Origin of the sequence: Niallia sp. Man26, from assembly GCF_022049065.2 — a bacterium.
Lineage (GTDB): Bacteria > Bacillota > Bacilli > Bacillales > Cytobacillaceae > Niallia.
Genome location: NZ_CP095743.1, coordinates 2352804 through 2378754, shown reverse-complemented (window position 1 = coordinate 2378754; position 25951 = coordinate 2352804). Strand labels below are relative to the sequence as shown.

The window sequence follows — 25951 nt, the reverse complement described above, 5'->3', positions numbered from 1 at the left end:
AGCAATATCTATATACTTTTGCTATGATACATATAAAGCCTTTTCAAATCACAAGGCCATATTTAACAGAGCAGTTCGTTTAGGGAAGTGGGAAAATGAATGTTAATTTACACACGCTGAATGGGCAGATACTTCCTGTATCAATGGAAAACTGGTATACAACATTGCAGCAGCCGCCAAAAAGCAGGCCGCTCTATAAAGAAGAAAATGGTGTCATCACATTCGGACAAGTGCTTGTAAAGCTGCTTGGCGTTCCGATGGATGAAGACGAATACTACAACCAGCTGTATGATTGGGTCAGTCAAGATGACAGCAGGCTTGTGCTTATCAGCAACCATCACTTGAATAGGGTGCTTGACAACAAGCATTTTCAGGCGATTCAAAGAGTGCTGAATTTGCTGCAAGAACAAAATCTTTCGGTCAATCGCTTTGTCGCTTTTTTAGATGGAGAGAATTTGCTGTTGAAATCTCAAGTCCCGTCCATTCATAGGAAATTAAGGGAAGGGATGATTAAGGTTTTGGAGCGATTTGCAGAAGCAGAGCCGAGTGGCTTAAAAAGCAGCGAATTGCGAAGAATTCTTGTCGATGTCATTAAATGGTCCATCAATCATCTTGAACCGAGTCTTGAAGCGTGCAGAGAGGAAGATCGGCTGCCGCAATTTTTGTGGTACGGGACAGGCAGCAAAAGCCAGGCTTATTTTTTGACATACTTGGCTACAATAGGCTGTGATTTAGTGGTCGTCAGTCCAAATGGTGATGACATCCTCACACAAATATCCGGTGAAGGACAGCCGGCTTTTACACATATATATCCGCAAGCAAAAGAGGCAGAAGAGTTTCCAACTGAAAAACGGCGGAGAACGGCAACGGTTGCGTACAGAGCGTCCAAAGAAATTGAAAGCATTCTTAATCATGAAGGTTCTGGCCTATATAAACCATGGCAACTAAGGGATTATACTCCTACTTCTGTCACCTTAAAAACGACATATGATGAGCTTTTTTTGTTGGAGAAAGAAAAAGCAATGATTCGCCCTAACTTTGAAGTCAGCAATGGAGTAGTGAAAATTCCAACTATTTTTGCTAAAGTATTTGGTGTAAGCAGCAATAGAAAGGAATACTGGGATCGGATGCATAGTCTTGTAAATGTCGACCATGCTCTTTTAATCAAGAATTTCCCGTTTACAAGAGCTGTTGTCAGCGATTACCGTTTCCACTACCGAAGTGCCCTCGACAGAGAAGGGAAATTAGATATTAACAAAATGATGACAGCCAATTACTGGAACTATAGCCGCTTGCCGCTAGGGCTGCAAAAGGGAATTGCCTCAAGCATACGCACAATATGCGATAAGCCGCAGCTGAAGCTTTTGCCGAATGAGACAGAAGAGGAAGCAGCTATATTTCTGTTTACACAAGGGCTGATTATTCCTGCAGATATCCTGAAGCTGCTTCAGAAGTTTGACTATTCACAGGATGTGCCGAGTGTCATTCTCTACAAAACAGAGCTTAACGGTCTGTTCACAAGGGAAGATGCGGCTATATTGCTTTTACTGAATTCATTCGGTGTAGATATTATCGTTTATAATCCGCCAGGTCATTCAGATATGGAGACATTCATTCAAGAAGGCTCCTATGATGCTCACTGGCTGGAGGATGTTGTTTTCGATATGGAATATAAGGAAGAATCATTCTTTAAGAAAATGATTCTAAACGGCTTCAAAAAAAATAGAAGGGGAGATTAGCAGTGAATATGCAATCATCTAATTCTTCAAGTAATGAACATCAAGTGATAGATGTGTTAACGGAAAATAAGGTTTCTGAAATCAAGCTTTCGTTAAGAAATGAGCCTGAAGTGCAGCAATTGGCAAGATCGATTGACGAAAGAGACCAAATTCAAATATTGGAGTTTGGAAAAGAGCCTGCTGTCCAAATTTCGAAATTCTCTGATCAAATATTAGGGAATATGAGAATGACAAAAGTTGAAGACTCGGGTGAACTTTTGAAACAGCTCGGCAGAATCATGGATAAATTTGATAAGAAGGATTTTGAACAATCCTCAAAAGGACTTTTCGGGAAGCTATTTAAGAAAAGCGAAAAATTAATGGAGAAGCTATTCGGCAAGTACCAGTCTATGGGGCAGGAAATTGATAAAGTATATGTCGAAATCTCTAAGTACCAAAATGAGATGGTCGAGTCGACAAATATGCTCGATAATATGTATGAGCAAAACTATCAGTATTACTTAACACTCGAGAAGTATGCTGTTGCAGGTGCTATGAAATCTGACCAGCTGAAAGAGGAAGTGCTACCTCCAATTGAAGCAAAAGCAATTCAAGGCGATCAGCTTGCAGCCATGCAGCTCGATACATTGCGCAATGCAATCGAGCTTATCGACCAACGCGTGTATGACTTGGAAATGGCTAAAATGGTTGCCCTGCAGACAGCACCGCAAATCAGATTGCTGCAGCGGGGAAATACGAAGCTGATAGGTAAAATAAACTCTGCATTTGTAACGACAATTCCAATCTTCAAAAATGGTTTGATTCAAGCTGTTGCCGCTAAAAGACAGAAGCTTGTAGCAGACAGTATGAGCGAGCTTGACCGCCGTACAAATGAGATGCTTGTCCGAAATGCGCAGAACATATCTCAGCAAAGTGTTGATATCGCAAGGCTGGCAGGTGCGCCGAGCATTAAGATTGAGACAATCGAAGAGTCTTGGAATATCATAATGAAGGGTATGCAGGAGACAAAGTCTATCGAGGAAGAGAATAAGCGACTTCGTGAAGAAGGCACAAAAAAACTCGAGCAGCTGCAAAACAATTTCAAGCAAATGAAATTAAAAGGCTAAATATAAGGGCAGAACATTTCTGCCCTACTATATAAAAAAAACAAATACATAGGGGTGGACAATATGGCAATCAATCTGCAAAAAGGACAAAAAGTTGATTTGACTAAAGGCAATCCAGGTTTATCAAAAATTATGGTAGGACTAGGCTGGGATCCTGTTCAGCAAAAGGGTGGCGGCGGCTTATTTGGCTCCTTGTTCGGCGGCGGCGGTTCTGGCGGAAATGTCGACTGTGATGCATCTGTGCTTATGCTTGATGAGAACGGGAAAGTAAAGGGCAACAGTGATGTTATTTACTTTGGCAACTTAAAGAGCAGAGATGGCAGTGTGCAGCACTCCGGCGACAACTTGACTGGAGACGGTGCAGGGGATGACGAGCAAGTTTTCGTAGAGTTGAGCCGAGTGCCTGCATCTGTTCATAGGCTTGTATTTGTTGTTAATATTTATGATGCAATCAAACGAAAACAGCATTTCGGCATGATTCAAAATGCCTTTATCCGCATTGTTAATCCAAGCTCAAACGATACTATGCTTCACTATAACTTGACAGATAATTATAATGGGATGACAAGCTTGATTGTTGGTGAACTTTACAGACACGGCCAAGAATGGAAGTTTGGCGCTATCGGATCTGGCACATCTGCTGGCAGTCTTGGTGAAGTCGTAAAATCTTATTCTTAAGGAATAGTAGCTTTAACCAGAAGAAAAAAGGAGGAGAAAAGGATGTCCATTAATCTATCTAAAGGACAAAGAATCGACTTAACAAAAACAAACCCGGGCTTAACTAGAGCGGTAATCGGATTAGGCTGGGATACGAACCGCTATGACGGCGGAGTTGATTTTGACTTAGATGCATCTGCTTTTTTGGCAGATGCAAACGGCAAGGTAGTAAATGATGTGGACTTCATTTTCTATAATAACCTTGCACATCCGAGCGGTGGTGTCGAGCATACAGGCGACAACCGGACAGGCGCAGGAGACGGAGATGATGAGCAAATTGTCATCGATTTTTCTAAGATGCCTGCACATGTAGAAAAAGTAGGCATTGCTGTAACAATTCATGATGCCGATTCAAGAAACCAAAATTTCGGCCAAGTTTCCAATGCGTTTGTCAGAGTCGTTAATGAAGAAACAAATGTGGAAATTCTTCGCTTTGACTTGGGAGAGGATTTCTCTGTGGAAACAGCAGTCGTTATTTGTGAATTGTACAAACATAATGGTGACTGGAAGTTTAATGCTATCGGAAGCGGCTTCTCAGGCGGACTTGCTGCATTATGCCGCAACTATGGACTCGACGTTTAAAGAAAAGTTATGGTAAGTTAATAACGACAAGTTAGCCTTTCAGAATAGAAGCCTTCATTGGTTCTGTTTGAAAGGTTTTTTTTGAAGGTATTTCCAATATCCTTTACTGCTCTCTTACGATTTAATATATGCTATAATCTAGTAGATTATTAATTTAGGAATCTGCTTGAACCTCAAACATAATGTATAGACATCGCAAGAAAGATGGGGAGAAAAGGATGAAGCATATAAGAAGATTTATGCCGTTTTTTATGATTGGCATAGTCTCCTTCCTTATGGGGAATTCTCAACAAGACATAGATGGCATATTTCTAAAGGATTTTCCAGTTCAGTCCATTATTAAGGGAGAGCTGACTCAATCTGAACAAACGAACCTGCAAAATATTATTTTGCTGCCAAAACCAGCCTTTGACCAGAAAGAAGCAGCAGCAATTGCGAAACGTATAAATAGACTGCCGCAGTCACTTCTGCAGAAAATCGAGAAAAAAGGCATAAAAGTGAAGCTGTTTACGGGGAAGCTGACAGATAATCCAACTGCACAACAGTTTGCCGGAATTGTACCAAGAGGCTATCGGTCCGAAAAAACGTGGGATGATGTCCCAGGAATCGGCGGCGGCCAAACAGTGCTTGTAAAAATTGGAGCGAGCCCAAAGGGCAGCGGGCATGGCTCCGTTAATTTGGAGTTTCATGAGCTTGCCCATTCCATTGACTATAAGGTTTTGAATTATTATAGTAAAACGGAAGCTTTTACCGCTGCTTGGAATAAGGAGAAAGCAACGCTGTTTCCGTACAGCCAATATTTTTTGAACTATCCAGAGGAATATTTTGCCGAAACCTTTGCCATGTATTATTTGGGGGTTCAACGAAGGAAACATTAAAGGAGCTGGCACCTTTAACTTACAAACAGATTGCCAGCATTAACTAAGAAATTTTAGCAGGAAAAGGATGTTGAATAAATGAAGCAATATTTAGATCTATGCAGGCATGTCTTGACGACGGGAACAAAGAAAGAGGACCGCACGGGAACTGGCACAGTCAGTACATTTGGATATCAAATGCGTTTCGATTTGGCAGAAGGATTTCCGCTGATTACGACAAAGAAGCTCCACTTGCGTTCGATTATTCATGAGCTGTTGTGGTTCTTAAATGGAGATACAAATATTAAATATTTACAGGACAATAATGTGCGAATTTGGAATGAGTGGGCAGATGAGAACGGAAATCTTGGCCCTGTGTATGGACATCAGTGGAGATCATGGACCGCACGCGACGGCAGCACAATAGATCAGATAGCTGAATTAATTCACACAATTAAGAACAATCCTGATTCTCGCAGGATGATAGTCAGTGCATGGAATGTCGGCGACATACCTGATATGGCATTGCCGCCATGTCATTGTCTGTTTCAATTTTATGTAGCTGACGGAAAGCTTTCATGTCAGCTGTATCAGCGTTCTGCTGACGTCTTTTTAGGGGTGCCGTTTAATATTGCGTCCTATGCACTTTTGACTTATATGATTGCCCAAGTATGTGACCTTGAGGTTGGAGAGTTTATTCATACGTTCGGTGATGTTCATATTTACAATAATCATATCGAGCAAGTTGAGCTTCAGCTTACTAGAGAACCAAAGCCGCTGCCGCAGCTTGTGATGAATAAAGATGTGAAAGATATATTCTCATTCAAATATGAAGATTTTGAAATAGTTAACTATGAAGCACATCCTCATATTAAAGGAGTGGTAAGTGTATGATTTCCATGATCGTAGCGATGGATGACAAGCAGGCAATAGGGTTTAATAACCAATTGCCTTGGCATCTGCCGGAAGATTTAAAGTACTTCAAGAAAGTAACAACAGGACATCCTATAGTCATGGGTAGAAAAACGCGGGATTCTATCGGGCGGAATCTGCCTAATCGCGAAAACGTTATACTGACAAGAGACAGGCACTATTCTTGTGAAGGCTGTACCGTTCTGTATTCCATTGCTGAATTCAATAGTTGGCAGGCAACGAAGGATGAGGAAATCTTTATTATTGGCGGCTCAGAAATATTTAAAGAAACGCTTGAAATTACAGACAGAATGTACATAACGGAAATCAGTGGTGAATTTGAGGCAGATACTTATTTCCCCGAAATTGACTGGAATGAATGGCGTGTTATCAGTGAAGAAAAAGGGATTAGAAATGAACAGAATGATTATGATTACCGCTTCCTTGTTTATGAACGAAAAAGCTAAGAAAAAAACCAAATCAGCTGCTGATTTGGTTTTTTTATACATAAAATAAGATACAAAAATACATGAACGAGCTTCCAGCTAAGACGAAAACATGCCAGATCGCATGGAAGTAAGGTGTCTTTTGCAGTACATAAAAGATGCTGCCGATTGTGTAAAGGATACCGCCAATTACGAGCAGCACCGCACCTTGTGTTCCGATAGCCTGAAATAAAGGAACTATCGCTGAAACAATCAGCCAGCCCATAATAACATACAAGATGGTGGATGCGACAATAAACTTTTTCACAAAGTAACATTTAAAGACAATTCCGGCAACAGCAAGTCCCCAAACAATTCCGAACAATGTCCAGCCAAGGGGTCCTCTAATAGCTACAAGCAAAAAGGGTGTGTATGTCCCTGCGATGAGCAAATAGATGGCAGAATGGTCCAGGATTTCAAAAAAATCCTTCAGTTTTTCATATGTTGTGCTGTGAAGAAGAGTCGAGCATAGATACAGGAGCAGCATGGTCGTACCGAAAATCGAAAAGCTGACAATCCTCCACGGATTTTCTGTTTCAGCTGCATTAACAATTAAAAAAACAAGCGCTGGAATACTTAATAGTAAGCCGATTCCATGGGTGATGCTGTTAGCAATTTCTTCTTTTACAGAGAATTTCATTCGATCCCTCCTTCTTGTTTATTTTACTGGATTGAAGCAATTAAAACAAATGAAGCAATAAAATGGAAACTAAAAGCTTACTTGACTCGTACATAAAGAAGAGAAAAGGAGGGGAAATGCTTTGCTGCATTTATATATTCTGTTTTTCCTAATACTCTCTGGTACTGTCGTCAGGTATTTTATCATCGGACAGATTGATGTGACAACAATTATGATAGCATCGCTCTCCTTAGTTGCTGCTGTTGTGCTGTATATCGTTGCGAACATTCTTTCCAAAAAGGAACAGGCTTATATACCGGCTAACACAGAGAACTGGTCTATTTATGTGCTGCAAAAATTTCTGCACACACCAAAACCTCTATTTAAAGGAAAAGAGCAAAAGGGTGTCTATCAGCGCCTATTTACAAAGCGCTGGCACAGAGTAGTAGACAGCTGTATAGAAGGAAAAGCGCCATGGTATTTATCCTTTAGACTTTCGATTGGTGACAATGTGTATAGCGTAGAATGGGAGCGGGAGAAATTACTGGCAAACAATGAAAGCTGGCTTAAAAATGGAGAATTGTTCGGAAAAGCAGCGACTGTTTTTAACTTGAAAAATGCTGTTCATCTGAAGGAATCCATGAGAGGAACGTTAGGTGAGGAAGGATTCACCATCACTTCAAGAACAATCAATGGAGAAGCTAAAATGATGTGTGACAATAAAGTTGTCGGCAGCATCAAAAGAAACAATCTAGTCAGTGGTGTTCATACAATAACGGTTAATGACGATCAGGATGTCTATATTTTAGCATTATTGCTATTTGACATGTATTTTAAATCATAAAAATTTTCTGATTCCAACGATTGATTTGTAGAGAAAAAACAAAAAATTTAGAATTATTATGATGGATTTCCTTCTCTGTCATGTTATAATGTACAAATTAAAAGCTGTGAAATGAGGGTGTGGATATGGAACAAAATGTAATGAAAAAAACGGTGCAGTTGGAGGATATTCTGATTGCGTACCAGCGAATTAAAGACATAGTGGCCCATACTCCTTTACAAAAAAATCATAGATTGTCAGAAAAATATGATTGTAATATCTATCTGAAAAGAGAAGACTTACAACATGTGCGTTCCTTTAAATTAAGAGGGGCCTTTTATTCTATGGTCATGCAGGAAAAAGAAAAGATGAAAAATGGAGTAGTCTGTGCGAGTGCTGGCAACCATGCACAAGGAGTGGCATATGCCTGCAGATATTTAGGTGTGCACGGGAAAATCTTTATGCCTGCAACAACACCGAAACAAAAAGTAACGCAGGTGAAGATGTTCGGGAAAAGTAATGTAGAGGTCGTTCTTGTAGGTGATACGTTTGATGACTCCTATGAAGAAGCAGTCGCATGTGCAACACAGGAAGAAAGAGCGTTCATCCATCCGTTCAATGATGAGCATGTCATTGCAGGTCAAGGAACGGTAGGCATTGAAATCATGAATGACATCGAGGAGCCTGTCGATTATGTGTTTGCAAGCATCGGCGGTGGCGGGCTGATGGCAGGGTTAAGCACTTATATTAAAGGTGTTTCACCTGGGACAAAAATGATCGGTGTCGAACCTGCCGGAGCACCTTCGATGAAAGAATCGGTTCTGCAGCGCAAAGTTATTACACTAGATAAAATTAATAAGTTTGTTGACGGTGCTGCTGTTAAGCGTGTTGGGGAGAAAAGCTATGATGTATGTAAACAGCTGCTCGAGGATATCCTGCTCGTTCCGGAAGGAAAGGTATGTACTTCGATTCTTTCTCTTTATAATGAGCACGCAATCGTAGCAGAGCCAGCCGGAGCGCTTCCTGTCGCAGCGTTGGACTTATATAAGGACAAGATTAAAGGCAAGAATGTTGTTGTTGTTATAAGCGGCGGAAATAATGATATTGACAGAATGCAGGACATTAAGGAAAGATCATTATTATATGAAGGGCTGTTGTACCATTTCATCGTTAACTTCCCGCAAAGAGCAGGAGCACTTAGGGAATTTCTTGATGAGGTTCTCGGTCCTGATGATGATATAACAAGATTTGAATATATCAAAAAGAACAATAAAGAAAATGGTCCAGCATTAGTCGGCTTGGAGCTGAAGCACAGAGAAGACTATAAAGGACTTATTGAAAGAATGGATCTGAAAGGCTTTCCGTATACAGAGCTGAATAAGGATTCAAACCTGTTTAACTTGCTTGTATAAAGGCGTTAACAGTTTTTAGAGAAACCCCTGATTCCATTAGGGGTTTTTTATATAGTTGTAGACGGTGTTTTATTGCCAGATTGCCAGTTTAGGATTCTGCTTGCCATTTATAGGACTAATGATGTATAATTTTAGTTTAAGAAAACGCTTTACAAAAGGCAAGATTTTTACTAAGGGAAGTGTGAAATGAAAAAGATTAAAATTGTTACAGACTCAACGGCAGATTTGGCATCAGAATTAATTGAAAAATATGACATTGAAGTAATCCCGTTATCAATATCAATAAACGGAGAAACCTTTTTAGATAGAGTAGATATAAACCCAGCAGAATTTATTCAAAAAATGAAGGAAGCAGAAAACCTTCCGAAAACATCCCAACCTCCAGTGGGAGTTTTTCTTGAAACGTATAATAAATTGGCAGACGAAGGATATACGGTTATTTCCATCCATATGACTGGAGGAATGAGCGGAACAGTTGACTCTGCAAGAAGCGCTGCAGCACTAACAGAGGCAGATGTTACCGTAATTGATTCTGAGTATATTTCTAAAGCCTTATCCTTCCAAGTTATTGAGGCTGCTATGATGGCACAAAACGGTGTCGATAAAGAGGACATATTAGCAAAAATTCAGCATGTCAAAAAGCATACTAAATTATTTGTTGTCGTCGATACCCTTGAAAACCTAATTAAAGGTGGAAGGATTGGTAAAGGAAAAGCCTTTATAGGTTCACTCTTAAACATTAAGCCGATCGCCTCCTTGGAAGACGGAGTATACACACCCGTTACAAAAGTGCGAAGCAGAGCACAGGCAGTAAAGTTCTTAGCAAATGCGTTCGCGGAGGAATGCTTTGGGAAAACGATTAAAAGAGTAGGCATAACTCATGCCGACAGCCTTGATTATGCGAAAATGCTTTCAGATGCAATCGAAAAAGTTTCAGGGTTTAATAAAATAGAAATTGATTTCACAACACCTGTTATTAGCACACACACAGGTCAAGGAGCTTTAGGTTTTAGCTATTATGCGGAATAGCTTTTTTTAGAGATTGATATTAATCAATCTCTTTTTTTTGTACACAGCTTTAGGTCATAGGAAATAACCTATTAACATATAGTGTAAAGGGGATCTTTTTTTTAGGGGGAGAGAATAATGGCATATTATGGTTCAAAAGGCTGGTATGTTGCCCGATTAAAAGAGTTAGGGTTGAACCGGCATCCACAAGAACAAAGAAAATTAGAGTTATATAAAGTCTATATATTAAGAAATTTATATGAGGAGCAACTCGCTAAAATGAAAGGGGACAATTAAACGTCTCCTTCTTTCATAAAAAAAGTTAGCGGAATAAGAGGAATTTCGTTTAATTCTGTCGAATTCTTTTAGTTATATTTCTAGAAAAAGGAATTAAAAGGATTTGGTGGGTAACATGATGAAAAAAGTGAAGCAATTTCCTCTTTTAAATAAAATTCAATTATTCTCTTTTTGTATGCCTTTTTTCCTGTTAATTGCTGCAATAATATCCATCTATGTCATCACTTCTCATGAGTGGAAGAAAGCAGTCTCTGAACACACGGACAGTCTGTTAAACTTTGCAGCGCACCATTTAACGGATGGGGAGTTTTACGCCAGCGGCTCTATGAGTGATGATGATAAGGAACACCTCTTATCGAGCTATACATTCCAACAAGAAAAAGTGCTTCAAACATATATTTGTATATATGACGAAGCTTCCTCCTGCAAGGAATGGTCAGTCCTTCAACAAGATGGAGCCTATTTCACATCAAGCAGTGCAGCGTTAACGAGCAAAATTCCTCTAATAAAAATTCCGGATTACAGCGGCTTCCGCAAGGAGAATGGCAGCCATATTTATACTGCATTCATACCTATAACAGACGAGCGCATGAATGTTATCGGCGCGATAGGAATGGATATTTCAGCAGATAGTTTGTTTAGCAGCATTCACAAGCTGTCATTGTGGCTTGTGGTTCTATTCTTGTTTTTGGCTGCACTTCTGTTTATCTATACGAAAAGAGCAATCAGCAAGCTTCTATTGCCTTTAAAAGAGGTAATATGGGGACTTAAGGAGATTAGCAGCGGCAATTTGGAAGTGGAGCTAAACAGCCATCATGCATCCGATATAAGGGCAATCAGCGACAGTCTTAACGAAATGGTTAGAAAGCTTGCTATGCTTTTTACAAGACTTTCTAAAACCTCGAAAGAATTAGGGACATTGTCTCGGGATATTGAGCTGAATTCAGTAGAAGAAGCTTTAAACGAGATGGACAATATTATGAACTACACGAAAATCCACCGGGAGCTGCAGCGTGCGGAAAAAATGAATGCGATTGGCCAATTAGCAGCCTCTGTAGCCCATGAAATAAGAAATCCAATGACTGTTGTTAAAGGTTTCCTGCAGATATTTCTTGCTAAAGAACATATTAGTGAAGAGGAACGAATGTACATAAAGCTTATGATTGAAGAAATGAACAGAGCAGAGACAATTATTAATGATTACTTATCTTTAGCGAAGCCTGGAATTGAACAAAGTGAAAAAGTCGATGGAGAAGATTTAATCATGAAGGTAATTGACTTAATGCATTCTTATGCATTGATGTCGAAAAGCATTACTTTTGAACGTGACATCCAGCAGGTTTATATACGCGCAAACAGCAGTGAATTGAAGCAAGTGCTGATCAATATTCTTAAAAATGGAATAGAATCCATGCTTAACGGAGGTGTGTTAAGCGTGTGTTTATACAAAAAAGCTGGTTTTGGGGTTTTTGAAATTAAGGACACGGGTATTGGAATGACAGAAGAGGAATTAGGCAGACTAGGAACAGCTTTTTATTCCTTAAAAGAAAAGGGTACTGGCATGGGATTGATGGTCAGCTATCAAATGATTGAACAAATGAAAGGCAAGATTGAAGTCGAAAGTGAAAAAGGCAAGGGTACAACTTTTAAGGTTTATATCCCACTATATAGTTAAGTGCTTGTTTTCAAATGCCTATTCAATCATACATACTAAATGTTTTAGCTATTTTTTACCTATCATTCATTCTGTAAAACAATATAAGGCCTAATGAATAGGTCTTTTTTCAATAAAGGCAAAAAGTATTTGCATAGTTTTGGCCTAATGGTAGAAGGATAAAAATGTAAAAACCATTCTTTTATCCATATGTTATAATGATTAAAAATGCAATAAAGGTAGGTGTTAGCCAATGAGACCATTTACCTTACTGATTTCAATTATAACGCTTTTTTTGCTTACTTCTTGTACAACCAACACTTCCTTTCATAGGAATGATTCGAAAGAAACGGTTGTAGCCATGAAGCAGGAAGTCCCAGAAAGCTTTATATCGGAGGACTTGAATGTTGTCGCAGCCGGTGATTCCTTGACACAGGGTGTTGGTGACAGTACTGGCAAAGGCGGCTATGTCCCTTATCTGCAGCAACTATTTAAGCAGGAAGAGGGAGTAGGGAACGTCACTATCAGCAACTTTGGTGTTAAAGGCAATCGGACAGACCAGCTGCTCAAAAAAATTAAATCTGATGAAGTCAAGAATTCCATCAGAGATGCAGATATGGTTGTTTTAACAATAGGCGGCAATGATATTATGAAAGTTGTTCGCGATCATATCTCAAATTTGCAGCTCGATGATTTTACAGGGCAAATGAAGACATTTGAGACGAATCTTTATAATATACTGAAGGAAATTCGCAAAGATAATCAAGAAGCTGCGATAGTCCTCGTTGGTGTTTATAATCCCTTTACAAAATGGTTTTCTGACGTGGATGAAATGAATGATATTGTGACAGAATGGAATATGTCGGGAGAAAATATTCTTACTCTATATAACAATACTTATTTTGTGCCCATTGAACACATTTTTGCTGATTCATCTGAAAACCTTCTTTATACAGACTATTTTCATCCGAACGATAAAGGCTATAAATTGATTGCTGACGAAATTTATCAGACAGTAAAAGAAGAGGCGATTGGGGAAATATTAGCAATGAAGCGCTTGAATAGAGAAAACAGAGGAGAATGAGTTTGTTTAAGAAAAAATGGAAAACAGCTTTTTTAATATTAGCAACCATCAATATAATTATCCTGTTAGTCCTTGTCACCCTTGTGTTTTTACCTGCTGACAAATCGGCAGACAGGGTGGATTCACAGAACGAAGATGTTATTCCGTTTCAAGTGACAACAAATAAAGAAGACTTAACTTTGCTTATCAACAATTATTTGGAAAAAGAAGGCTTAAATGGGCCTGTTCATTATGAAGTAAATCTTAATGACGAAGTAGAGCTTTTTGGCTATTTGCCGATCTTTAGCAGTGATATAGAAATGAAGCTTACATTTGAACCAATTCCATTGGACAATGGGGACCTTACATTAAGACAGAAATCGATCAGTATCGGACAGCTGTCTCTTCCCGTTTCCTATGTAATGAAATTTATTGAGAATCAGTATAAGCTTCCATCATGGGTTAATATTAATCCCGATGATGAGACTATTGATGTGCATCTTACTAATATGAAAATCGGCGACGGTATGGCGGCGGAAGTAGAGGAATTTGATTTGGAAAACAATCGAATTCGCTTCAACTTGCTCCTGCCAACGGAATAATCAATTGTAAAAAGGCAGAATGGATATTCTGCCTTTTTTATATAGATATAAGCAAGATATCTGTGGGAGCTTCCTCTGAGGAACCTTCAAGAATCAAAGCAGAATACGCTTTGTTTTCCTTTAATGTTAAAGGAGGAAGAGTTGCAATTTGTCTATTTGTGTCTGCATCTCGCGCTTCTAAATAGACAGTCATCGGGTATAGCCCTAAGTAAGAAGTAGATGCCTTCAAGTGTAAACCAGGAAAAACAACATCTCCTTTTTGGACAGCAATATTTAATGCTGGTAATTTTGGATGAAGATGAATGAAACGCAGTTTTGTTTCAGCTGCATGCACAAAAGGATCTTCCCGGTAGGAGTAAAGCTTTAAATATTGATTGGCAGATTCTAAAAAGGTAATAGTATGATAGATGTTACTTTCTACAAGGATTTTTTGGCTGCAGAGCGAATCAACCATCTTCCCTGTTTCATAAATGTCTATTTGATAGCGGCCTACTGGCAGGGTCATATCATTTGTAGTGCTTTTAAAGGGTACCTCTTTAAATATTTTTACTCCATTGATGAAAATATCGACAGCTGGCTTTTGAACAGATGCATGGATAAAGCGGATTTTGCCGTATTCTGCTTGCCTTTCCGTATCTGCTGTTATGTTTTGCGGAAGTGCCATTTTCAGGCTTTGAAGATGTTTTTGGTAATAGTAAATATGAAGTTCTGGATTTGTATACTTATAATAATCGCTTAACAGATTGTACATGCCCGCTTCATGAATGGGAAAGCTGTCTCCTTGTTTATTCATAGTATCACTCCTATTTGCTCAATTTGCTTCATCTTATGCAAAGCGAATGATACAGTGCCTATCTAAAAAATAATCTTCTAATCGGAAATTATATGTACAAAAAGAAAAAAATGGTATATACTATAACTAATTATAACGGAAAGGGTGATGTACGATGAAAAAGTTAATCTGTGTAAATAAGGCAATTGCATATATCGTACAGCCCTACGCTTACTTTATGAAGTAAGTGAATTACATTCTGCATTTGAATGCATGTGAAAACCATGGGCTGTACGTGCTTATGGTTTTTTATTATGCATAAAAATGGAGGATTAAAATGGATTTAAATAAAATCGGGTTCAATGAAGAGCTAAAAAGCGCATTAGCGCACTTAAATAAAGAGGGTATTATTGCAGGTCGGGTTGCATTAGAGCATAAGAGGATTTACCGGATTTTTACGGAATTCGGCGAGCTATTGTGTGAGGTGTCAGGAAAACTTTCCTTTGAAGCTGTCGGAAGAGAGGACTATCCTGCAGTAGGAGATTGGGTCGCTGTGCTGCCGCGGCTTAATGAAGGAAAAGGCACAATAATGGCAGTTCTTCCGAGAAAAAGTAAATTTTCAAGAAAAACAGCTGGCCAGACTACAGAAGAGCAAATCGTAGCAGCAAATGTGGATACGATATTCTTAGTTAATTCTCTGAATGAGGATTTAAACTTGCGCAGAATCGAAAGATATTTGACACTGACATGGGAAAGCGGCGCTAATCCAGTGATTCTCCTTACTAAATCAGAGCTTTCTAACAATGTAGAGGATTCAGTCGCTTTAGTTGAAGCAGTCGCATTCGGTGTGCCGGTAATCGCGGTAAGTGTCCATGAGAATCGGGGGCTTGATCTTTTGAACGACTACTTGCAGCCGCAAAAAACAATTGCCCTCTTAGGATCTTCCGGTGTAGGCAAATCTACATTAACGAACTATTTATTAGGTTATGAGAAGCAAGCGGTGCAAACAATTAGGGAAGACGATGACAAAGGCCGTCATACGACAACTTACCGGGAGATGCTCGTGCTGCCTAATGGCTGTGTTTTAATTGATACACCAGGGATGAGAGAATTGCAGCTGTGGAACAGCAGTGCCGGTATCTTAGAGAGTTTCACTGATATCGAGGAATTGGCTGAAAATTGCCGGTTTAGAGACTGCGGTCATATGGGGGAAGCTAATTGTGCTGTCAAACAGGCAATAGAGGACGGAGAGCTGGAGTCAGGCCGCCTGAACAGCTATTTCAAAATGAAGCGAGAACTTGCTTATCTTGACAGAAAGCAGAATAAAAAAGCTCAGTCAGATGAGAAGAAGAAATGGAAGAGTATCAAAAAAACGATAAAAGCAAAGCGAAAATAATAATGAGAATGGGGAGTGCAGGCATGCACTCCTTCTTATTATTCAGCAAGCCTCTTTTTTGCTTTCTCAGGCGATTTTGTTTAAGCTAATAAAAGAAGTGTTGTTACACTCCCTATAGGGAAAAGATAGTATACATACTAAATGGAATAGAGGTGTATCGTATGGAAAAACAATATGAAAAAGCAACATTTGCCGGCGGCTGTTTCTGGTGTATGGTGAAGCCGTTTGATCAGGAGCCTGGAATTATTTCTGTTGTTTCCGGCTATACGGGCGGCCATAAGGAAAATCCTACTTATAAGGAAGTCTGCTCTGAAACGACAGGTCATTATGAGGCAGTCCAGATTACATTCGATCCCGAATTGTTCCCTTACGAAAAACTGCTTGATATATATTGGCAGCAGATTGACCCGACAGACCCAGGCGGCCAGTTTTTTGATCGAGGACAATCCTACCAAACAGCTATTTTTTATCATAATCAAGAACAGAAACGACTTGCTGAACTTTCAAAGAAAGCATTAGGAGAAAGCGGCAAATTTAACAAGCCGATTGCAACGAAGATACTTCCGGCATCTGTTTTTTATGACGCAGAGGATTATCACCAAGATTACTACAAAAAAAATTCGCTGCATTATAACGCCTATCATGTAGGCTCAGGAAGAGCTGCTTTTATTAAAAACAACTGGGGGGAAAAGCATGAATAAAAAAGAATTAAAAGACAAACTGACACCAATTCAATATGAAGTAACTCAAAACAATGGAACAGAGCCTCCTTTCCATAATGAATATTGGAACGAATTTGCTGATGGTATTTATGTCGACATCATTTCTGGCAAGCCTTTGTTCAGTTCAAATGACAAATATGATGCAGGCTGCGGCTGGCCGAGTTTTACTAAGCCTATTAGTGAGGAAGATCTTGTAGAAAAAACAGATACTAGTCACTTTATGGTTAGGACAGAGGTTAGGACGAAAGAATCTGATTCCCATCTTGGCCATGTATTCAATGATGGCCCTGATCCAACAGGCTTAAGATACTGCATGAACTCAGCCTCTCTTCGTTTCATCAGAAAGGAAGATCTGGAGCAAGAAGGCTACGGCAAATACAAAGTGTTGTTTGATTGAAGATTAATCAATACAAAGAAAAGGGCAATCCGTTTTAGAGGATTGCCTTTTTTATGTTAACTATTTGTCTTGAACAATCACAGACGAAATCTGCACTCTGTGATACCCTGAAGTGTTATGGGAGGAAGCTTTACCTGCTGAGCGAAAGATTACCTTATGTGTTTCATCTGGCAGTCCGCCGGCAATAAACTCAGACCTTGGTTTTTCAAATGGCCACCATGTCGAAATACTTGTTACAAATTCATCGTCGATATAGACATCAACTAAGCCGCCCAGCGGACCTCTTATTACATTTGCGCCAAGATAGGTGCCCTTAAAGGTAAAGCCAAGTTCGGCACCCTTATCATCAGTAGTATAATATCCTTGCTTTTTCACATAAGAGCTGTCTTTAAATGTATAATCGTTGTTGGTTACCATATTGATTGCTTTAGCCGCATAGTCATTCAAGGGCAGTTCTGTACTCTTTTCCTTGTTCTGTATCTGTTTGTTGAAATGCTTGTAAATATATTCAGCATAAAGCTGATAGCCATTATCATTTGGATGAACCAAATCCTTCGTTAATTCTTCTGCTCTTTTTCCTGATTTACGAAATGGAATTCTCATGTCAAGATTTGTTGCCTGGTATTCCCCAGACACTTTAGAGATGACGTCTGCAAAATTTTCATTATCTAAACTGCTTTCTGTAAGGGTAATGATTTCAGCTGCAGGATATTTTTCTTTTACTTGGAGAAGAAGCTGGCTGTATAAATAATAAAAAACGTCATTATTCATGTATTTACGGTCATTTTCTCCAAAGACGATAAAGATTAGATCAATATTCTGGATACTGGAATTCTTGAATTTATATAAGCCTTCAAAAGCTGTGGCTCCACTTTGAACAATCATGTTCCGTTTTAATGGAGAACCATAATTGTCATATAATTTATCTTCAAGCAAATAAAACCATTTAGTCTGATCCTTGCTCGCACCAGAACCTCTTCCGATACTGTCTCCGATTACAAGATAGGATACTGGTTCACTTGCCTTTATTTTGTCGTAGACGTTTTTAGTACTGGAGCTTGTTTTGCCGGGATGATAGAGGCAATACAGCAAAAATAAGGCTATCCCAAATACACTGGTAATTACTAGAATAAAAGTTTTGTTTTTCATAGAAGTTACTGTATTTCCCCGCTTTCTTAAATATTGCCATGCTATATTATATCCTGCCTTTTCTGAATTAAACATAATAGGAACCAAGAGGAGCGTTAAATAGGCATAGATTGGAAGTCTTATAAAAAGTGAATAATGCTTGCACCATTATTTCTTGTTATGTATAGTATACGGTATATTATTTCGGATAAGGAAGAGGAACGATGACTAAATCTTTTTATCATTTTTTAATGAAATTCCGCCATCCCCAGCCAAAAGATAACATAAGTCACTTTGCCAATCATGCTTATTTAGATCACAGCTTCCCAAAAAACAGCTTTGATTATGATGAAATAAGCAATTATTTAGAGCTAAATGGTCATTATTTGGATAGTATGAGAATCTTTGATGAAGCTTGGGAAACGTATCTGTTTCAAGAAGAAAAGGAAATCCGTTATTAGCATTTTGCATTTTTTGCGAAATGCTTTTTTATTTGCCCATTTTTTAATGAAACCCGTGTTTTGGTTAAAGTGTATTCTAAAATAGTTTGTCAGCTACATATATTGGATTAACAAAACGTCCATTCCCTGTATAATGGCTGATTTAGAAAAAAACGAAATGAAATAGAACATGAGTATTGGCGATTAGCAAGGATGATGCATATATTATCTCAGATAAGAAAAACAGCGAACAAAAAAAGGATGAAGATGAGATGTGGATTTATGAAAGGGTAGTTTCTTATTAAAATCCCCCACTTTAGTTGTTAAGTCTTTAAGCATGACTGTGGGGGCAAGGGTGCTGCTTTTTGCGGACCGAATATCGCACAATCTGTTTAGAGAGGACTTTTTACTATGGGAAACCGAAAAAAACCGAAGTTTAAAATTGGCGATACTGTTGTCATCACTATCTATGGAACCGTTGGCAAAATCACAGACGTGAAGTGGCTTGATGACATGCATGTCTACGAAGTGAATAAAAGTGAAGGATTATATTTGGAATCCAGTCTGCAGATGCTGTCAGAATTCGAAGGAGAGCTGATGGATACGGAAAAAATAGACATTGAATATCGCTATTTTATAGGTGACCTTGTCAAAGTAAAAGGCTATGGATCCAATCTTTTTAAAATCATGGGTTTCCGCACAGAAATTTGGCGTTACAAATCAGATGCATGGGAAGATATTATTTATGAACTGTCAAGAGTTAGTGATGGAGAATGGCTTGAGGCAGGGGAAGAAGAACTCACTTTAGTGGCAGATGCAGAAAATGCTGACAGCTTTATTCAAAAGCTGGGTCTCTTATATATAATGGATAAGAAAAAGAAACCGGTAAACTTGCAAAAAACTAACAGCTCTTACCGTAAGTCGGAAAAAGAGCTGCTTGAAAGCACGAAGGAAAAGCAAGAATTGATTGATGGTTTGCTTGATATATATAATGACTATCAATTATTGTATGAGATGTTCGAAGATTTAGAGTATGAGCATGCAATGAGACTGACCATTAGAAAGCTAAAACAGTTAAGCAGCAAGGATGATAAGCAAAAGCTCTAAGCTTGTCCTACACTAGATTAGAGAATAAGGTATAGGAAGTAAGGAATACAGCCGAACAATACTAATGAAAACAATGCTTTGAGTCCTTTGTCAAATATTCCTAAAATACTGCTGTTATCTTCATTCACATCTTCTTTAAAAGCTTCGACTAAATGCTGGAACTTATTCACAGTATTTTCCCCCATTATTCACGATATTTTAGGTTTTGCAGTGTCAATAGTAATAAATATGAACCTGGCCCTCTAAACATGTCTCTTTTTTCTTGAAAAATATTTTAATTTATCCGATAATTTGTACAAAAGCTTTGCATGTTTTACCTTATGTCACATATATTCTTACAAAAGGGGGCGATATGCTTGAAAGAGATTGACGTAATAATAGATACGGAGGAAATTGCTGAGTTTTTCTTTCGTGAGCTATTAAAAAGGGGATACGTTCCCACAGAAGATGAAATGGAAGAATTAGCTGACATAACTTTTGAATATCTTCTTGAGAAATGCATTATTGATGAGGAATTGGATGAATAGTGAATGTAAGTTTGGAAAAAACAGTTTAATATAAAAGCAGGTTATTTCGTTCATATGGCAGGAGAATGCTCTTGCCATTTTTTATTGTTTTTTTTTAGTTTAATTGAAACTTTTATAACATCCCTTCCGTAAATGATTACAACAAAATCATTTTGCAAATAGCGGGAGGAAAAAATTATTATGTCTATATTTAAAAAAGCCTTGGCAAGTGTAGGCGTCGGCGCAGCAAAACTTGATACGGTGCTGAAAAAATCCGATTATTTACCAGGTGAACAGATAGAGGGAGAAATAAATATTACAGGAGGCAATGTTGCTCAAAATATTGACGCCATATATGTCAGACTGTATACACAATACGAAATAGAAAGAGACGACAAAAAGGAATCACAAACGGCCTTGATTGGAGAATTCCTTGCTGCAGGAGCCTTTACTATTGAGGCAAAAGAGAAAAAGGTTATCCCATTTTCGAGTGTGCTTCCATATGATATTCCCTTTACGATAGGCAGAACAAAAGTATGGATCTCAACAGGCCTTGATATTAAACAAGCTATTGACCCGAATGATGTGGACCATATTAATATCGTTCCATCTCCATTCACTAGAGGAGTGTTCCACGCTTTTGAGGAGCTGGGTTTTCATATGAAAAGCGGCGGCTGTAAAGAGGCAGGCCGGGCACATCGAATGCGACTTCCATTCGTGCAGGAGTTTGAATTCGTTCCGGTCTCCGGTTCTTTTAGGGGTAAGCTGGATGAGGTTGAATTAGTCATTCTAACAGCTACAGAAAATGAGCTCGATGTTATGCTTCAGATTGACAGAAAACAAAGGGGGCTGTCTGGATTATTCGCAGAGGCTCTTGATATGGATGAAAGCTATGTCTCCTTGCGTATTCATAAGCAGGAGCTGGCAGACTTAAAGGGGAATCTCTATCATTTAATCAACAAATATGCAGGTTAAAAAAGCAGGTGTGACTGTTTTTGGTCACACCTGCTTTTTTTAGTTCTTTCTTTCTCTAGCAGACATTTCTTTGCCATGTGCTTCGTGTTCAGCAATAATGGCTTCTTTCGGTATATGATTATTTTTTTTAGGAGAGTTAATTCGATTGCGATGCTTTTTTCCCATAATAATATCTCCTTCAACATTTAAATTTTAAAAGTTACTTGTGTGTATTAGCATGTTTTCCTAACCCAAAGGAAAAGCTAAAATTAGTATTGCCGATTAAAGTTTTGTTATCCTGCTATTAATTGTATTTATCCCAAATCTAGAATATGATATAGTACAAATAGTGAATGTTTAGGATATGGAAATGATTCCTAATATATTTTTTTATTGAAATGTTCTTATCAATGGAGGTACTTAAAAATGAGTGTACATATTGGCGCAAAAGAAAACGAAATTGCAGAAACGGTACTCCTTCCTGGAGATCCTTTGAGAGCAAAGTATATCGCGGAGAATTTTTTGGAGAATGCGGTATGCTATAACGAAGTGAGAAATATGTTTGGATATACAGGTACATATAAAGGAAAAAGAATTTCTGTTCAAGGAACAGGCATGGGAGCTCCTTCAATCGCAATTTACGTGAATGAATTAATGACAAGCTATAACGTTCAAAATCTAATCAGAGTCGGAACTTGCGGTGCTATCCAGCAGGATGTTAAAGTTCGCGATGTCATTTTAGCAATGAGCGCTTCAACTGACTCGCAAATGAACCGCATTACTTTCGGTGGCGTAGACTATGCACCGACAGCAAACTTTGATCTGCTTAAAAAGGCATATGATGCAGGCATTGAAAAGGGCCTTTCTCTTAAAGTCGGGAATGTATTTACGGCAGATATGTTCTATAACGATAATTCTGAGCTGGAAAAATGGGCTAAATACCAAATTCTAGCGATTGAAATGGAATCAGCAGCACTTTATACATTAGCAGCTAAATTTAACCGCAAAGCGTTGTCTGTATTAACTGTAAGTGACCATGTTTTGACAGGAGAGGAAACGACAGCTTCAGAAAGACAGACAACTTTCAATGAAATGATTGAGGTGTCACTCGAAGCTGCAATTAAAGAATAAGCGTACTTTTGTACAAGTGTAATATGGGGTGGAGAATGAAAAAACTAGCGCTGCTGCTGTTGCTTACTGCCCTTTTGACAGGGTGCAGTAAACTGGATGGCATTACAGAACACATTCCCTTTTTAAATAAGGATAAGGCTTCAGAAGAAACAACGGGGAATGGAGATAAAGACACAGAGCAATCAAATGAAGAAGGAACTGCAGACAGCACACAGGAAAATGACTCAGAAAGCGAAGGTTCTGAGGAGGAAATCCCTTGGACTCTTGAAGCAGCATTTTTCAATGACATTAAAGTGGTGGACGGCCGGAACATTATTCAAAATCCGACGAATACTGTCTCTCTTGTCAACAAGGATTTCGGTTTACCTGATGGTTATGCACCGGAAGATATGGTAAGGCCTGATGTGCTGTTTTCCTTTGGAGATCAAGACATCGAAAAAAGCTATTTGAGAAAAGAAGCAGCATCTGCCTTGGAAGAAATGTTCAATGCTGCAAAAAAAGACGGTGTCATCCTGTATGCAGTGTCAGGTTACCGATCCTACGACCGTCAGTCCGTTCTGTTTAAGGCAGAAGTTGATAAGGTCGGAGAGAAAAAAGCAGAAGAAGCAGTCGCATATCCAGGAAACAGTGAGCATCAGACAGGGCTTGCAATGGATATCTCTGCTGAAAGTGCCGATTTCCTGCTCACCGAAGAGTTTGAAGACACGAAAGAAGGAAAATGGCTCCATGATAAAGCCCATCTTTACGGGTTTATTCTTCGCTATCCGAAAGGAAAAGAGGATATCACCAAATATAAATTTGAGCCATGGCATTACCGGTATGTCGGCAAAAAATCAGCAAAAGATATCTTTGAAAACAATTGGACATTAGAGGAATATTTTGAACAAGTTAGAAAAATCTAAAGAAAAGATATTTTGTTCAAAATTTATTCATAATTATGTCATAAATTAACCCAATTTTTTTGATACTGTTGATTATAAAAGGCATGTATCGCGGTGCCAAAAGGGCAAATGAAAGTGGTGAATTATTTGGAGAATGAAAAGAACATAAATGAGGAAAACGAAGCGGGAGATAAAGATCACAGTTTTATCCGCATAAAGAAATTTCACTTTGTCATGCTTATTTTCTTTACGGTTATATTAGCTGCAGGGATTACAACCGTTGCACTCGCGTTTGGCGAAGAGCCAGCTGTTACGGTTGGTACAGACAGAAGCGAATTTTCTAAGCTTTACTCTGCGTACGATACGATAAAGGATAAATTTTATCAAGATGTCGACACAGAAGACTTGGTGAATGGAGCCATTGACGGCATGTTCACAGCATTAGATGATCCTTATTCTGATTATATGAACCAGGAGGAGGCATCTAGCTTTAATGAAAGTATTTCTTCTTCATTTGAAGGAATTGGAGCCGAAATACAAGAAAAGGATGACAGCATTATTGTTGTGTCTCCAATAAAAGGGTCTCCTGCAGAAAAAGCCGGAGTGAAACCGAATGACAATATTTTGACTGTAGATGGCAAAAGCCTGCAAGGCATGAGCTCATCTGAAGCTGTCACACTCATAAGAGGCAAAAAAGGGACAACTGTAAGCCTTGAAATAGAGAGAGCTGGCAGTGAAGATACGTTAAAAATTGATATTGTCAGGGACACCATTCCAATTGAGACGGTTTATGGAGAACTTCGTGATGACGGCATAGCTGAAATTCAAATCACAAGCTTCTCGTCAGACACAGCCCAAGAACTTGTTGATAAACTGAATGAGTTCAAAGAGAAAGGCATGAAGGGGATTGTTCTTGATTTAAGACAAAATCCAGGCGGATTGCTGACACAAGTTCAAGAAATAGCCAACCTGTTTATTCCTGAAGGAGAGCTTATTTTCCAAGTGGAGCATAAAAATGGTAAAATTGAACAAGTTGCTTCAGAAAACACGAATGCAAACAAGCTGCCATTAGTAGTATTGATTGATGAGGGAAGCGCCAGCGCTTCTGAAATCCTTGCTGCTGCTGTAAATCAGTCTGCAGACGTTCCGTTAGTCGGAGTGAAGTCTTTCGGTAAGGGTACTGTTCAAAGTGCTATTGAATTATCAGATGGAAGCAATATTAAATTCACCACTGATAAATGGTTGACACCAGATGGCAGCTGGATTCATGAAAAAGGAATTGAACCGACCTATAAAGTAGAACTTCCAAGCTATGCAAAATTGACGATTATTAATCCAGATACGAAGTTAAAACTGGATTCGAATTCCAATGAAGTGAAAACTGCACAGGAAATGCTGAATGCACTTGGCTATAAAGTTGAAAATGCGAACGGCTATTTCGATGAAAGTACAGAGGAAGCAGTGAAGGAATTCCAAGAAAAAGAAAAATTAAAGGTAGATGGCGTCATTACTGGAGATACAACGCTTAAGCTCATGGAAAAGTTAAGTGAAAAAATCCAAAAGAATGATACGCAAATGAAAAAAGCAATCGAAATACTAAATAAAGAACTGAAAAAGTAATATGGAAAGGAGCGGCATTTTCTACTTGCCCTCCTTTTTCCATTGTTATGCTTTTATAGTTAAGGAGGATAACGATGAAAAAAACGGAAGTATTTATATTATCAGGGTTTTTAGGGAGCGGGAAAACAACTTTGTTGAAGCGACTGCTCACTCATGAAAAGGAAGAAGGCAGAAAAGTTGCAGTCTTAATGAATGAATTTGGTGATATATCGATTGATTCAAATGAAGTCGAAGCAGATGTACCGCTTAAGGAGCTGTTAGGAGGATGTGTGTGCTGCACGATTCAAGATAAGCTTGAAGGCCAGCTGCAATCACTGCTGATAGAGGAAAAGCCAGATGTAATTTACCTAGAGACTACTGGTGCGGCACATCCTGTTGAAACGATGGACAGCATCCTTTCGCCCATTTTTGCTGATAAACTATTGCTTAAAGGAATTATAACGGTTATGGATGGGAAGCTCTGGCTAGAGCGTTCCAAAATGAGTCCAGCAGTTGGGCAGCTTCTAATTGAGCAAATACGTCATGCCAACATGATATTAATAAATAAACAGGACCAGTTAACAGAGGCGGAAAAATCAAAAGTCACGTTTGAGCTTCAAAGCATCAATCCGAAAGCATTCGCTATATTAACAAGTTATTCAAAGCTTCCAGTACAAAAATTGAAAGATATGACGATGCAATTCGCGAAAGAAACAGTCAAAACAACAATTCAAACGTTACAGCTTAGTTCGTTTGTCTATCATTTTAAACATACAATTGCTTCAGATAAATTTGAAGCATTTCTTAAGGAGCTTCCTGACACTATATATCGCATTAAAGGCTATGTGCAATTCCATCAAAATAACTACCCTGATTTATTTCAGTATTCCTACGGAATGCCCTTAATGATGAGAGAAGATATGAAGATGCCATTAAATCTAGTCTTTATCGGTGAAAATATTGATTGGCAGCATATCAAAGAACAGTTAGACAATCTGTAATCTGACAAGTTGCCGCAATAACTTAGAATGAACTATCAATA

The 25951-nt window shown here is 38.6% G+C and carries 30 protein-coding genes; 25 read left to right on the top strand and 5 right to left on the bottom strand.

Annotated elements, in window-relative coordinates; all coding sequences use genetic code 11:
* Positions 1 to 95: 95 nt before the first annotated feature.
* The 7 genes from L8T27_RS12005 (at position 96) to L8T27_RS11975 (ending at position 6380) form a co-directional block, all read left to right on the top strand.
* On the top strand, positions 96 to 1739 hold the full coding sequence (locus L8T27_RS12005) for a YceG family protein (protein WP_237941624.1): 1644 nt from the start codon (positions 96 to 98) through the stop codon (positions 1737 to 1739).
* An 8-nt stretch (positions 1740 to 1747) separates the two neighbouring features.
* Entirely contained in the window at positions 1748 to 2845 is a 1098-nt protein-coding gene (locus L8T27_RS12000) for a toxic anion resistance protein (RefSeq protein WP_233314726.1), read from the top strand.
* A 63-nt stretch (positions 2846 to 2908) separates the two neighbouring features.
* Complete coding sequence (locus L8T27_RS11995) at positions 2909 to 3523, top strand: TerD family protein (RefSeq protein ID WP_233313460.1); 615 nt, start codon at positions 2909 to 2911, stop codon at positions 3521 to 3523.
* A 42-nt stretch (positions 3524 to 3565) separates the two neighbouring features.
* Complete coding sequence (locus L8T27_RS11990; RefSeq protein ID WP_233313461.1) at positions 3566 to 4144, top strand: TerD family protein; 579 nt, start codon at positions 3566 to 3568, stop codon at positions 4142 to 4144.
* A gap of 218 nt (positions 4145 to 4362) precedes the next feature.
* Positions 4363 to 5022: an anthrax toxin lethal factor-related metalloendopeptidase gene (locus L8T27_RS11985; RefSeq protein ID WP_237941623.1), complete on the top strand. Its 660-nt coding sequence runs from the start codon at positions 4363 to 4365 to the stop codon at positions 5020 to 5022.
* A gap of 78 nt (positions 5023 to 5100) precedes the next feature.
* Positions 5101 to 5895: a thymidylate synthase gene (locus L8T27_RS11980; RefSeq protein WP_237941622.1), complete on the top strand. Its 795-nt coding sequence runs from the start codon at positions 5101 to 5103 to the stop codon at positions 5893 to 5895.
* Entirely contained in the window at positions 5892 to 6380 is a 489-nt protein-coding gene (locus L8T27_RS11975) for a dihydrofolate reductase (RefSeq protein ID WP_237941621.1), read from the top strand. Before L8T27_RS11980 ends, L8T27_RS11975 begins: the two co-directional genes overlap by 4 nt.
* A gap of 34 nt (positions 6381 to 6414) precedes the next feature.
* Here L8T27_RS11975 and trhA read toward each other — a convergent pair whose 3' ends face one another.
* On the bottom strand, positions 6415 to 7038 hold the full coding sequence (gene trhA / locus L8T27_RS11970; RefSeq protein WP_233313465.1) for a PAQR family membrane homeostasis protein TrhA: 624 nt from the start codon (positions 7036 to 7038) through the stop codon (positions 6415 to 6417).
* 121 nt (positions 7039 to 7159) lie between these two features.
* Here trhA and L8T27_RS11965 point away from each other — a divergent pair, with 121 nt between their 5' ends.
* The 7 genes from L8T27_RS11965 to L8T27_RS11935 all read left to right on the top strand — a co-directional run bounded on the left by L8T27_RS11965 (position 7160) and on the right by L8T27_RS11935 (position 13876).
* Positions 7160 to 7861, top strand: coding sequence for a hypothetical protein (locus L8T27_RS11965; protein WP_237941620.1), 702 nt, complete (start codon positions 7160 to 7162; stop codon positions 7859 to 7861).
* 125 nt (positions 7862 to 7986) lie between these two features.
* Entirely contained in the window at positions 7987 to 9252 is a 1266-nt protein-coding gene (gene ilvA, locus L8T27_RS11960; RefSeq protein ID WP_233313467.1) for a threonine ammonia-lyase IlvA, read from the top strand.
* 186 nt (positions 9253 to 9438) lie between these two features.
* Positions 9439 to 10281, top strand: a complete 843-nt coding sequence (locus tag L8T27_RS11955; protein ID WP_233313468.1) for a DegV family protein — start codon at positions 9439 to 9441, stop codon at positions 10279 to 10281.
* A 117-nt stretch (positions 10282 to 10398) separates the two neighbouring features.
* A complete protein-coding gene (locus L8T27_RS11950; RefSeq protein ID WP_233313469.1) occupies positions 10399 to 10557 on the top strand; it encodes a YflJ family protein in 159 nt (52 codons plus the stop codon).
* Positions 10558 to 10672: 115 nt separating this feature from the next.
* Positions 10673 to 12232 (top strand): ATP-binding protein, encoded by a 1560-nt coding sequence (locus L8T27_RS11945; protein ID WP_233313470.1) that lies wholly within the window; start codon positions 10673 to 10675, stop codon positions 12230 to 12232.
* A 232-nt stretch (positions 12233 to 12464) separates the two neighbouring features.
* Complete coding sequence (locus L8T27_RS11940) at positions 12465 to 13295, top strand: SGNH/GDSL hydrolase family protein (RefSeq protein ID WP_233313471.1); 831 nt, start codon at positions 12465 to 12467, stop codon at positions 13293 to 13295.
* A 2-nt stretch (positions 13296 to 13297) separates the two neighbouring features.
* Positions 13298 to 13876 carry a YpmS family protein gene (locus tag L8T27_RS11935; protein ID WP_233313472.1) on the top strand — a complete coding sequence of 193 codons (579 nt, stop codon included), beginning with the start codon at positions 13298 to 13300 and terminating at the stop codon, positions 13874 to 13876.
* 37 nt (positions 13877 to 13913) lie between these two features.
* Here L8T27_RS11935 and L8T27_RS11930 read toward each other — a convergent pair whose 3' ends face one another.
* Positions 13914 to 14669, bottom strand: coding sequence for a DUF4397 domain-containing protein (locus tag L8T27_RS11930; RefSeq protein ID WP_233313473.1), 756 nt, complete (start codon positions 14667 to 14669; stop codon positions 13914 to 13916).
* 316 nt (positions 14670 to 14985) lie between these two features.
* Here L8T27_RS11930 and rsgA point away from each other — a divergent pair, with 316 nt between their 5' ends.
* The 3 genes from rsgA (at position 14986) to msrB (ending at position 17163) form a co-directional block, all read left to right on the top strand.
* The gene (gene rsgA / locus L8T27_RS11925) at positions 14986 to 16044 is read left to right on the top strand and encodes a ribosome small subunit-dependent GTPase A (RefSeq protein WP_237941618.1); all 1059 of its coding nucleotides are present in this window, start codon (positions 14986 to 14988) and stop codon (positions 16042 to 16044) included.
* 161 nt (positions 16045 to 16205) lie between these two features.
* Positions 16206 to 16745 carry a peptide-methionine (S)-S-oxide reductase MsrA gene (gene msrA, locus L8T27_RS11920; protein ID WP_233313475.1) on the top strand — a complete coding sequence of 180 codons (540 nt, stop codon included), beginning with the start codon at positions 16206 to 16208 and terminating at the stop codon, positions 16743 to 16745.
* Entirely contained in the window at positions 16738 to 17163 is a 426-nt protein-coding gene (gene msrB / locus L8T27_RS11915) for a peptide-methionine (R)-S-oxide reductase MsrB (RefSeq protein ID WP_233313476.1), read from the top strand. The genes msrA and msrB overlap by 8 nt, the downstream gene beginning before the upstream one ends.
* 60 nt (positions 17164 to 17223) lie before the next feature.
* Here msrB and L8T27_RS11910 read toward each other — a convergent pair whose 3' ends face one another.
* Positions 17224 to 18312 carry an SGNH/GDSL hydrolase family protein gene (locus tag L8T27_RS11910; protein ID WP_237941617.1) on the bottom strand — a complete coding sequence of 363 codons (1089 nt, stop codon included), beginning with the start codon at positions 18310 to 18312 and terminating at the stop codon, positions 17224 to 17226.
* Between the two features lie 203 nt (positions 18313 to 18515).
* Here L8T27_RS11910 and L8T27_RS11905 point away from each other — a divergent pair, with 203 nt between their 5' ends.
* Entirely contained in the window at positions 18516 to 18752 is a 237-nt protein-coding gene (locus tag L8T27_RS11905) for a YozE family protein (protein ID WP_237941616.1), read from the top strand.
* Positions 18753 to 19142: 390 nt separating this feature from the next.
* Positions 19143 to 19838, top strand: a complete 696-nt coding sequence (locus L8T27_RS11900) for a hypothetical protein (protein ID WP_233313479.1) — start codon at positions 19143 to 19145, stop codon at positions 19836 to 19838.
* A 17-nt stretch (positions 19839 to 19855) separates the two neighbouring features.
* On the opposite strand, the gene L8T27_RS11895 is transcribed toward L8T27_RS11900, so the two are convergent.
* Complete coding sequence (locus L8T27_RS11895; RefSeq protein ID WP_233313480.1) at positions 19856 to 20008, bottom strand: hypothetical protein; 153 nt, start codon at positions 20006 to 20008, stop codon at positions 19856 to 19858.
* A gap of 186 nt (positions 20009 to 20194) precedes the next feature.
* Here L8T27_RS11895 and L8T27_RS11890 point away from each other — a divergent pair, with 186 nt between their 5' ends.
* Together L8T27_RS11890 and L8T27_RS11885 are read left to right on the top strand one after the other, a co-directional pair.
* On the top strand, positions 20195 to 20365 hold the full coding sequence (locus L8T27_RS11890; protein ID WP_233313481.1) for a YozD family protein: 171 nt from the start codon (positions 20195 to 20197) through the stop codon (positions 20363 to 20365).
* Between the two features lie 180 nt (positions 20366 to 20545).
* Positions 20546 to 21319, top strand: a complete 774-nt coding sequence (locus L8T27_RS11885; protein ID WP_233313482.1) for a sporulation protein — start codon at positions 20546 to 20548, stop codon at positions 21317 to 21319.
* Between the two features lie 39 nt (positions 21320 to 21358).
* Here the strand turns inward: L8T27_RS11885 and L8T27_RS28700 are convergent, their stop codons facing one another.
* Complete coding sequence (locus tag L8T27_RS28700; RefSeq protein WP_282581397.1) at positions 21359 to 21484, bottom strand: hypothetical protein; 126 nt, start codon at positions 21482 to 21484, stop codon at positions 21359 to 21361.
* A 240-nt stretch (positions 21485 to 21724) separates the two neighbouring features.
* On the opposite strand from L8T27_RS28700, the gene deoD reads away from it, so the two are divergent.
* From deoD to L8T27_RS11865, 4 genes are all read left to right on the top strand, one after another.
* Complete coding sequence (gene deoD, locus L8T27_RS11880; protein WP_233313483.1) at positions 21725 to 22429, top strand: purine-nucleoside phosphorylase; 705 nt, start codon at positions 21725 to 21727, stop codon at positions 22427 to 22429.
* 35 nt (positions 22430 to 22464) lie between these two features.
* Complete coding sequence (locus L8T27_RS11875) at positions 22465 to 23331, top strand: M15 family metallopeptidase (RefSeq protein WP_233313484.1); 867 nt, start codon at positions 22465 to 22467, stop codon at positions 23329 to 23331.
* Positions 23332 to 23439: 108 nt separating this feature from the next.
* Entirely contained in the window at positions 23440 to 24930 is a 1491-nt protein-coding gene (locus L8T27_RS11870; RefSeq protein WP_282581396.1) for a lmo1851 family serine protease, read from the top strand.
* Between the two features lie 74 nt (positions 24931 to 25004).
* A complete protein-coding gene (locus tag L8T27_RS11865) occupies positions 25005 to 25910 on the top strand; it encodes a CobW family GTP-binding protein (protein ID WP_237941615.1) in 906 nt (301 codons plus the stop codon).
* Positions 25911 to 25951: the final 41 nt, after the last annotated feature.

Coding starts and splice junctions, on each gene's coding strand:
- L8T27_RS12005 (WP_237941624.1), top strand. CDS start 96: ATGAATGTTAATTTACACACGCTGAATGGGCAGATACTTCCTGTATCA.
- L8T27_RS12000 (WP_233314726.1), top strand. CDS start 1,748: ATGCAATCATCTAATTCTTCAAGTAATGAACATCAAGTGATAGATGTG.
- L8T27_RS11995 (WP_233313460.1), top strand. CDS start 2,909: ATGGCAATCAATCTGCAAAAAGGACAAAAAGTTGATTTGACTAAAGGC.
- L8T27_RS11990 (WP_233313461.1), top strand. CDS start 3,566: ATGTCCATTAATCTATCTAAAGGACAAAGAATCGACTTAACAAAAACA.
- L8T27_RS11985 (WP_237941623.1), top strand. CDS start 4,363: ATGAAGCATATAAGAAGATTTATGCCGTTTTTTATGATTGGCATAGTC.
- L8T27_RS11980 (WP_237941622.1), top strand. CDS start 5,101: ATGAAGCAATATTTAGATCTATGCAGGCATGTCTTGACGACGGGAACA.
- L8T27_RS11975 (WP_237941621.1), top strand. CDS start 5,892: ATGATTTCCATGATCGTAGCGATGGATGACAAGCAGGCAATAGGGTTT.
- trhA (WP_233313465.1), bottom strand. CDS start 7,038: ATGAAATTCTCTGTAAAAGAAGAAATTGCTAACAGCATCACCCATGGA.
- ilvA (WP_233313467.1), top strand. CDS start 7,987: ATGGAACAAAATGTAATGAAAAAAACGGTGCAGTTGGAGGATATTCTG.
- L8T27_RS11955 (WP_233313468.1), top strand. CDS start 9,439: ATGAAAAAGATTAAAATTGTTACAGACTCAACGGCAGATTTGGCATCA.
- L8T27_RS11950 (WP_233313469.1), top strand. CDS start 10,399: ATGGCATATTATGGTTCAAAAGGCTGGTATGTTGCCCGATTAAAAGAG.
- L8T27_RS11945 (WP_233313470.1), top strand. CDS start 10,673: ATGATGAAAAAAGTGAAGCAATTTCCTCTTTTAAATAAAATTCAATTA.
- L8T27_RS11940 (WP_233313471.1), top strand. CDS start 12,465: ATGAGACCATTTACCTTACTGATTTCAATTATAACGCTTTTTTTGCTT.
- L8T27_RS11930 (WP_233313473.1), bottom strand. CDS start 14,669: ATGAATAAACAAGGAGACAGCTTTCCCATTCATGAAGCGGGCATGTAC.
- rsgA (WP_237941618.1), top strand. CDS start 14,986: ATGGATTTAAATAAAATCGGGTTCAATGAAGAGCTAAAAAGCGCATTA.
- msrA (WP_233313475.1), top strand. CDS start 16,206: ATGGAAAAACAATATGAAAAAGCAACATTTGCCGGCGGCTGTTTCTGG.
- msrB (WP_233313476.1), top strand. CDS start 16,738: ATGAATAAAAAAGAATTAAAAGACAAACTGACACCAATTCAATATGAA.
- L8T27_RS11910 (WP_237941617.1), bottom strand. CDS start 18,312: ATGAAAAACAAAACTTTTATTCTAGTAATTACCAGTGTATTTGGGATA.
- L8T27_RS11905 (WP_237941616.1), top strand. CDS start 18,516: ATGACTAAATCTTTTTATCATTTTTTAATGAAATTCCGCCATCCCCAG.
- L8T27_RS11900 (WP_233313479.1), top strand. CDS start 19,143: ATGGGAAACCGAAAAAAACCGAAGTTTAAAATTGGCGATACTGTTGTC.
- L8T27_RS11885 (WP_233313482.1), top strand. CDS start 20,546: ATGTCTATATTTAAAAAAGCCTTGGCAAGTGTAGGCGTCGGCGCAGCA.
- L8T27_RS28700 (WP_282581397.1), bottom strand. CDS start 21,484: ATGGGAAAAAAGCATCGCAATCGAATTAACTCTCCTAAAAAAAATAAT.
- deoD (WP_233313483.1), top strand. CDS start 21,725: ATGAGTGTACATATTGGCGCAAAAGAAAACGAAATTGCAGAAACGGTA.
- L8T27_RS11875 (WP_233313484.1), top strand. CDS start 22,465: ATGAAAAAACTAGCGCTGCTGCTGTTGCTTACTGCCCTTTTGACAGGG.
- L8T27_RS11870 (WP_282581396.1), top strand. CDS start 23,440: ATGAAAGTGGTGAATTATTTGGAGAATGAAAAGAACATAAATGAGGAA.
- L8T27_RS11865 (WP_237941615.1), top strand. CDS start 25,005: ATGAAAAAAACGGAAGTATTTATATTATCAGGGTTTTTAGGGAGCGGG.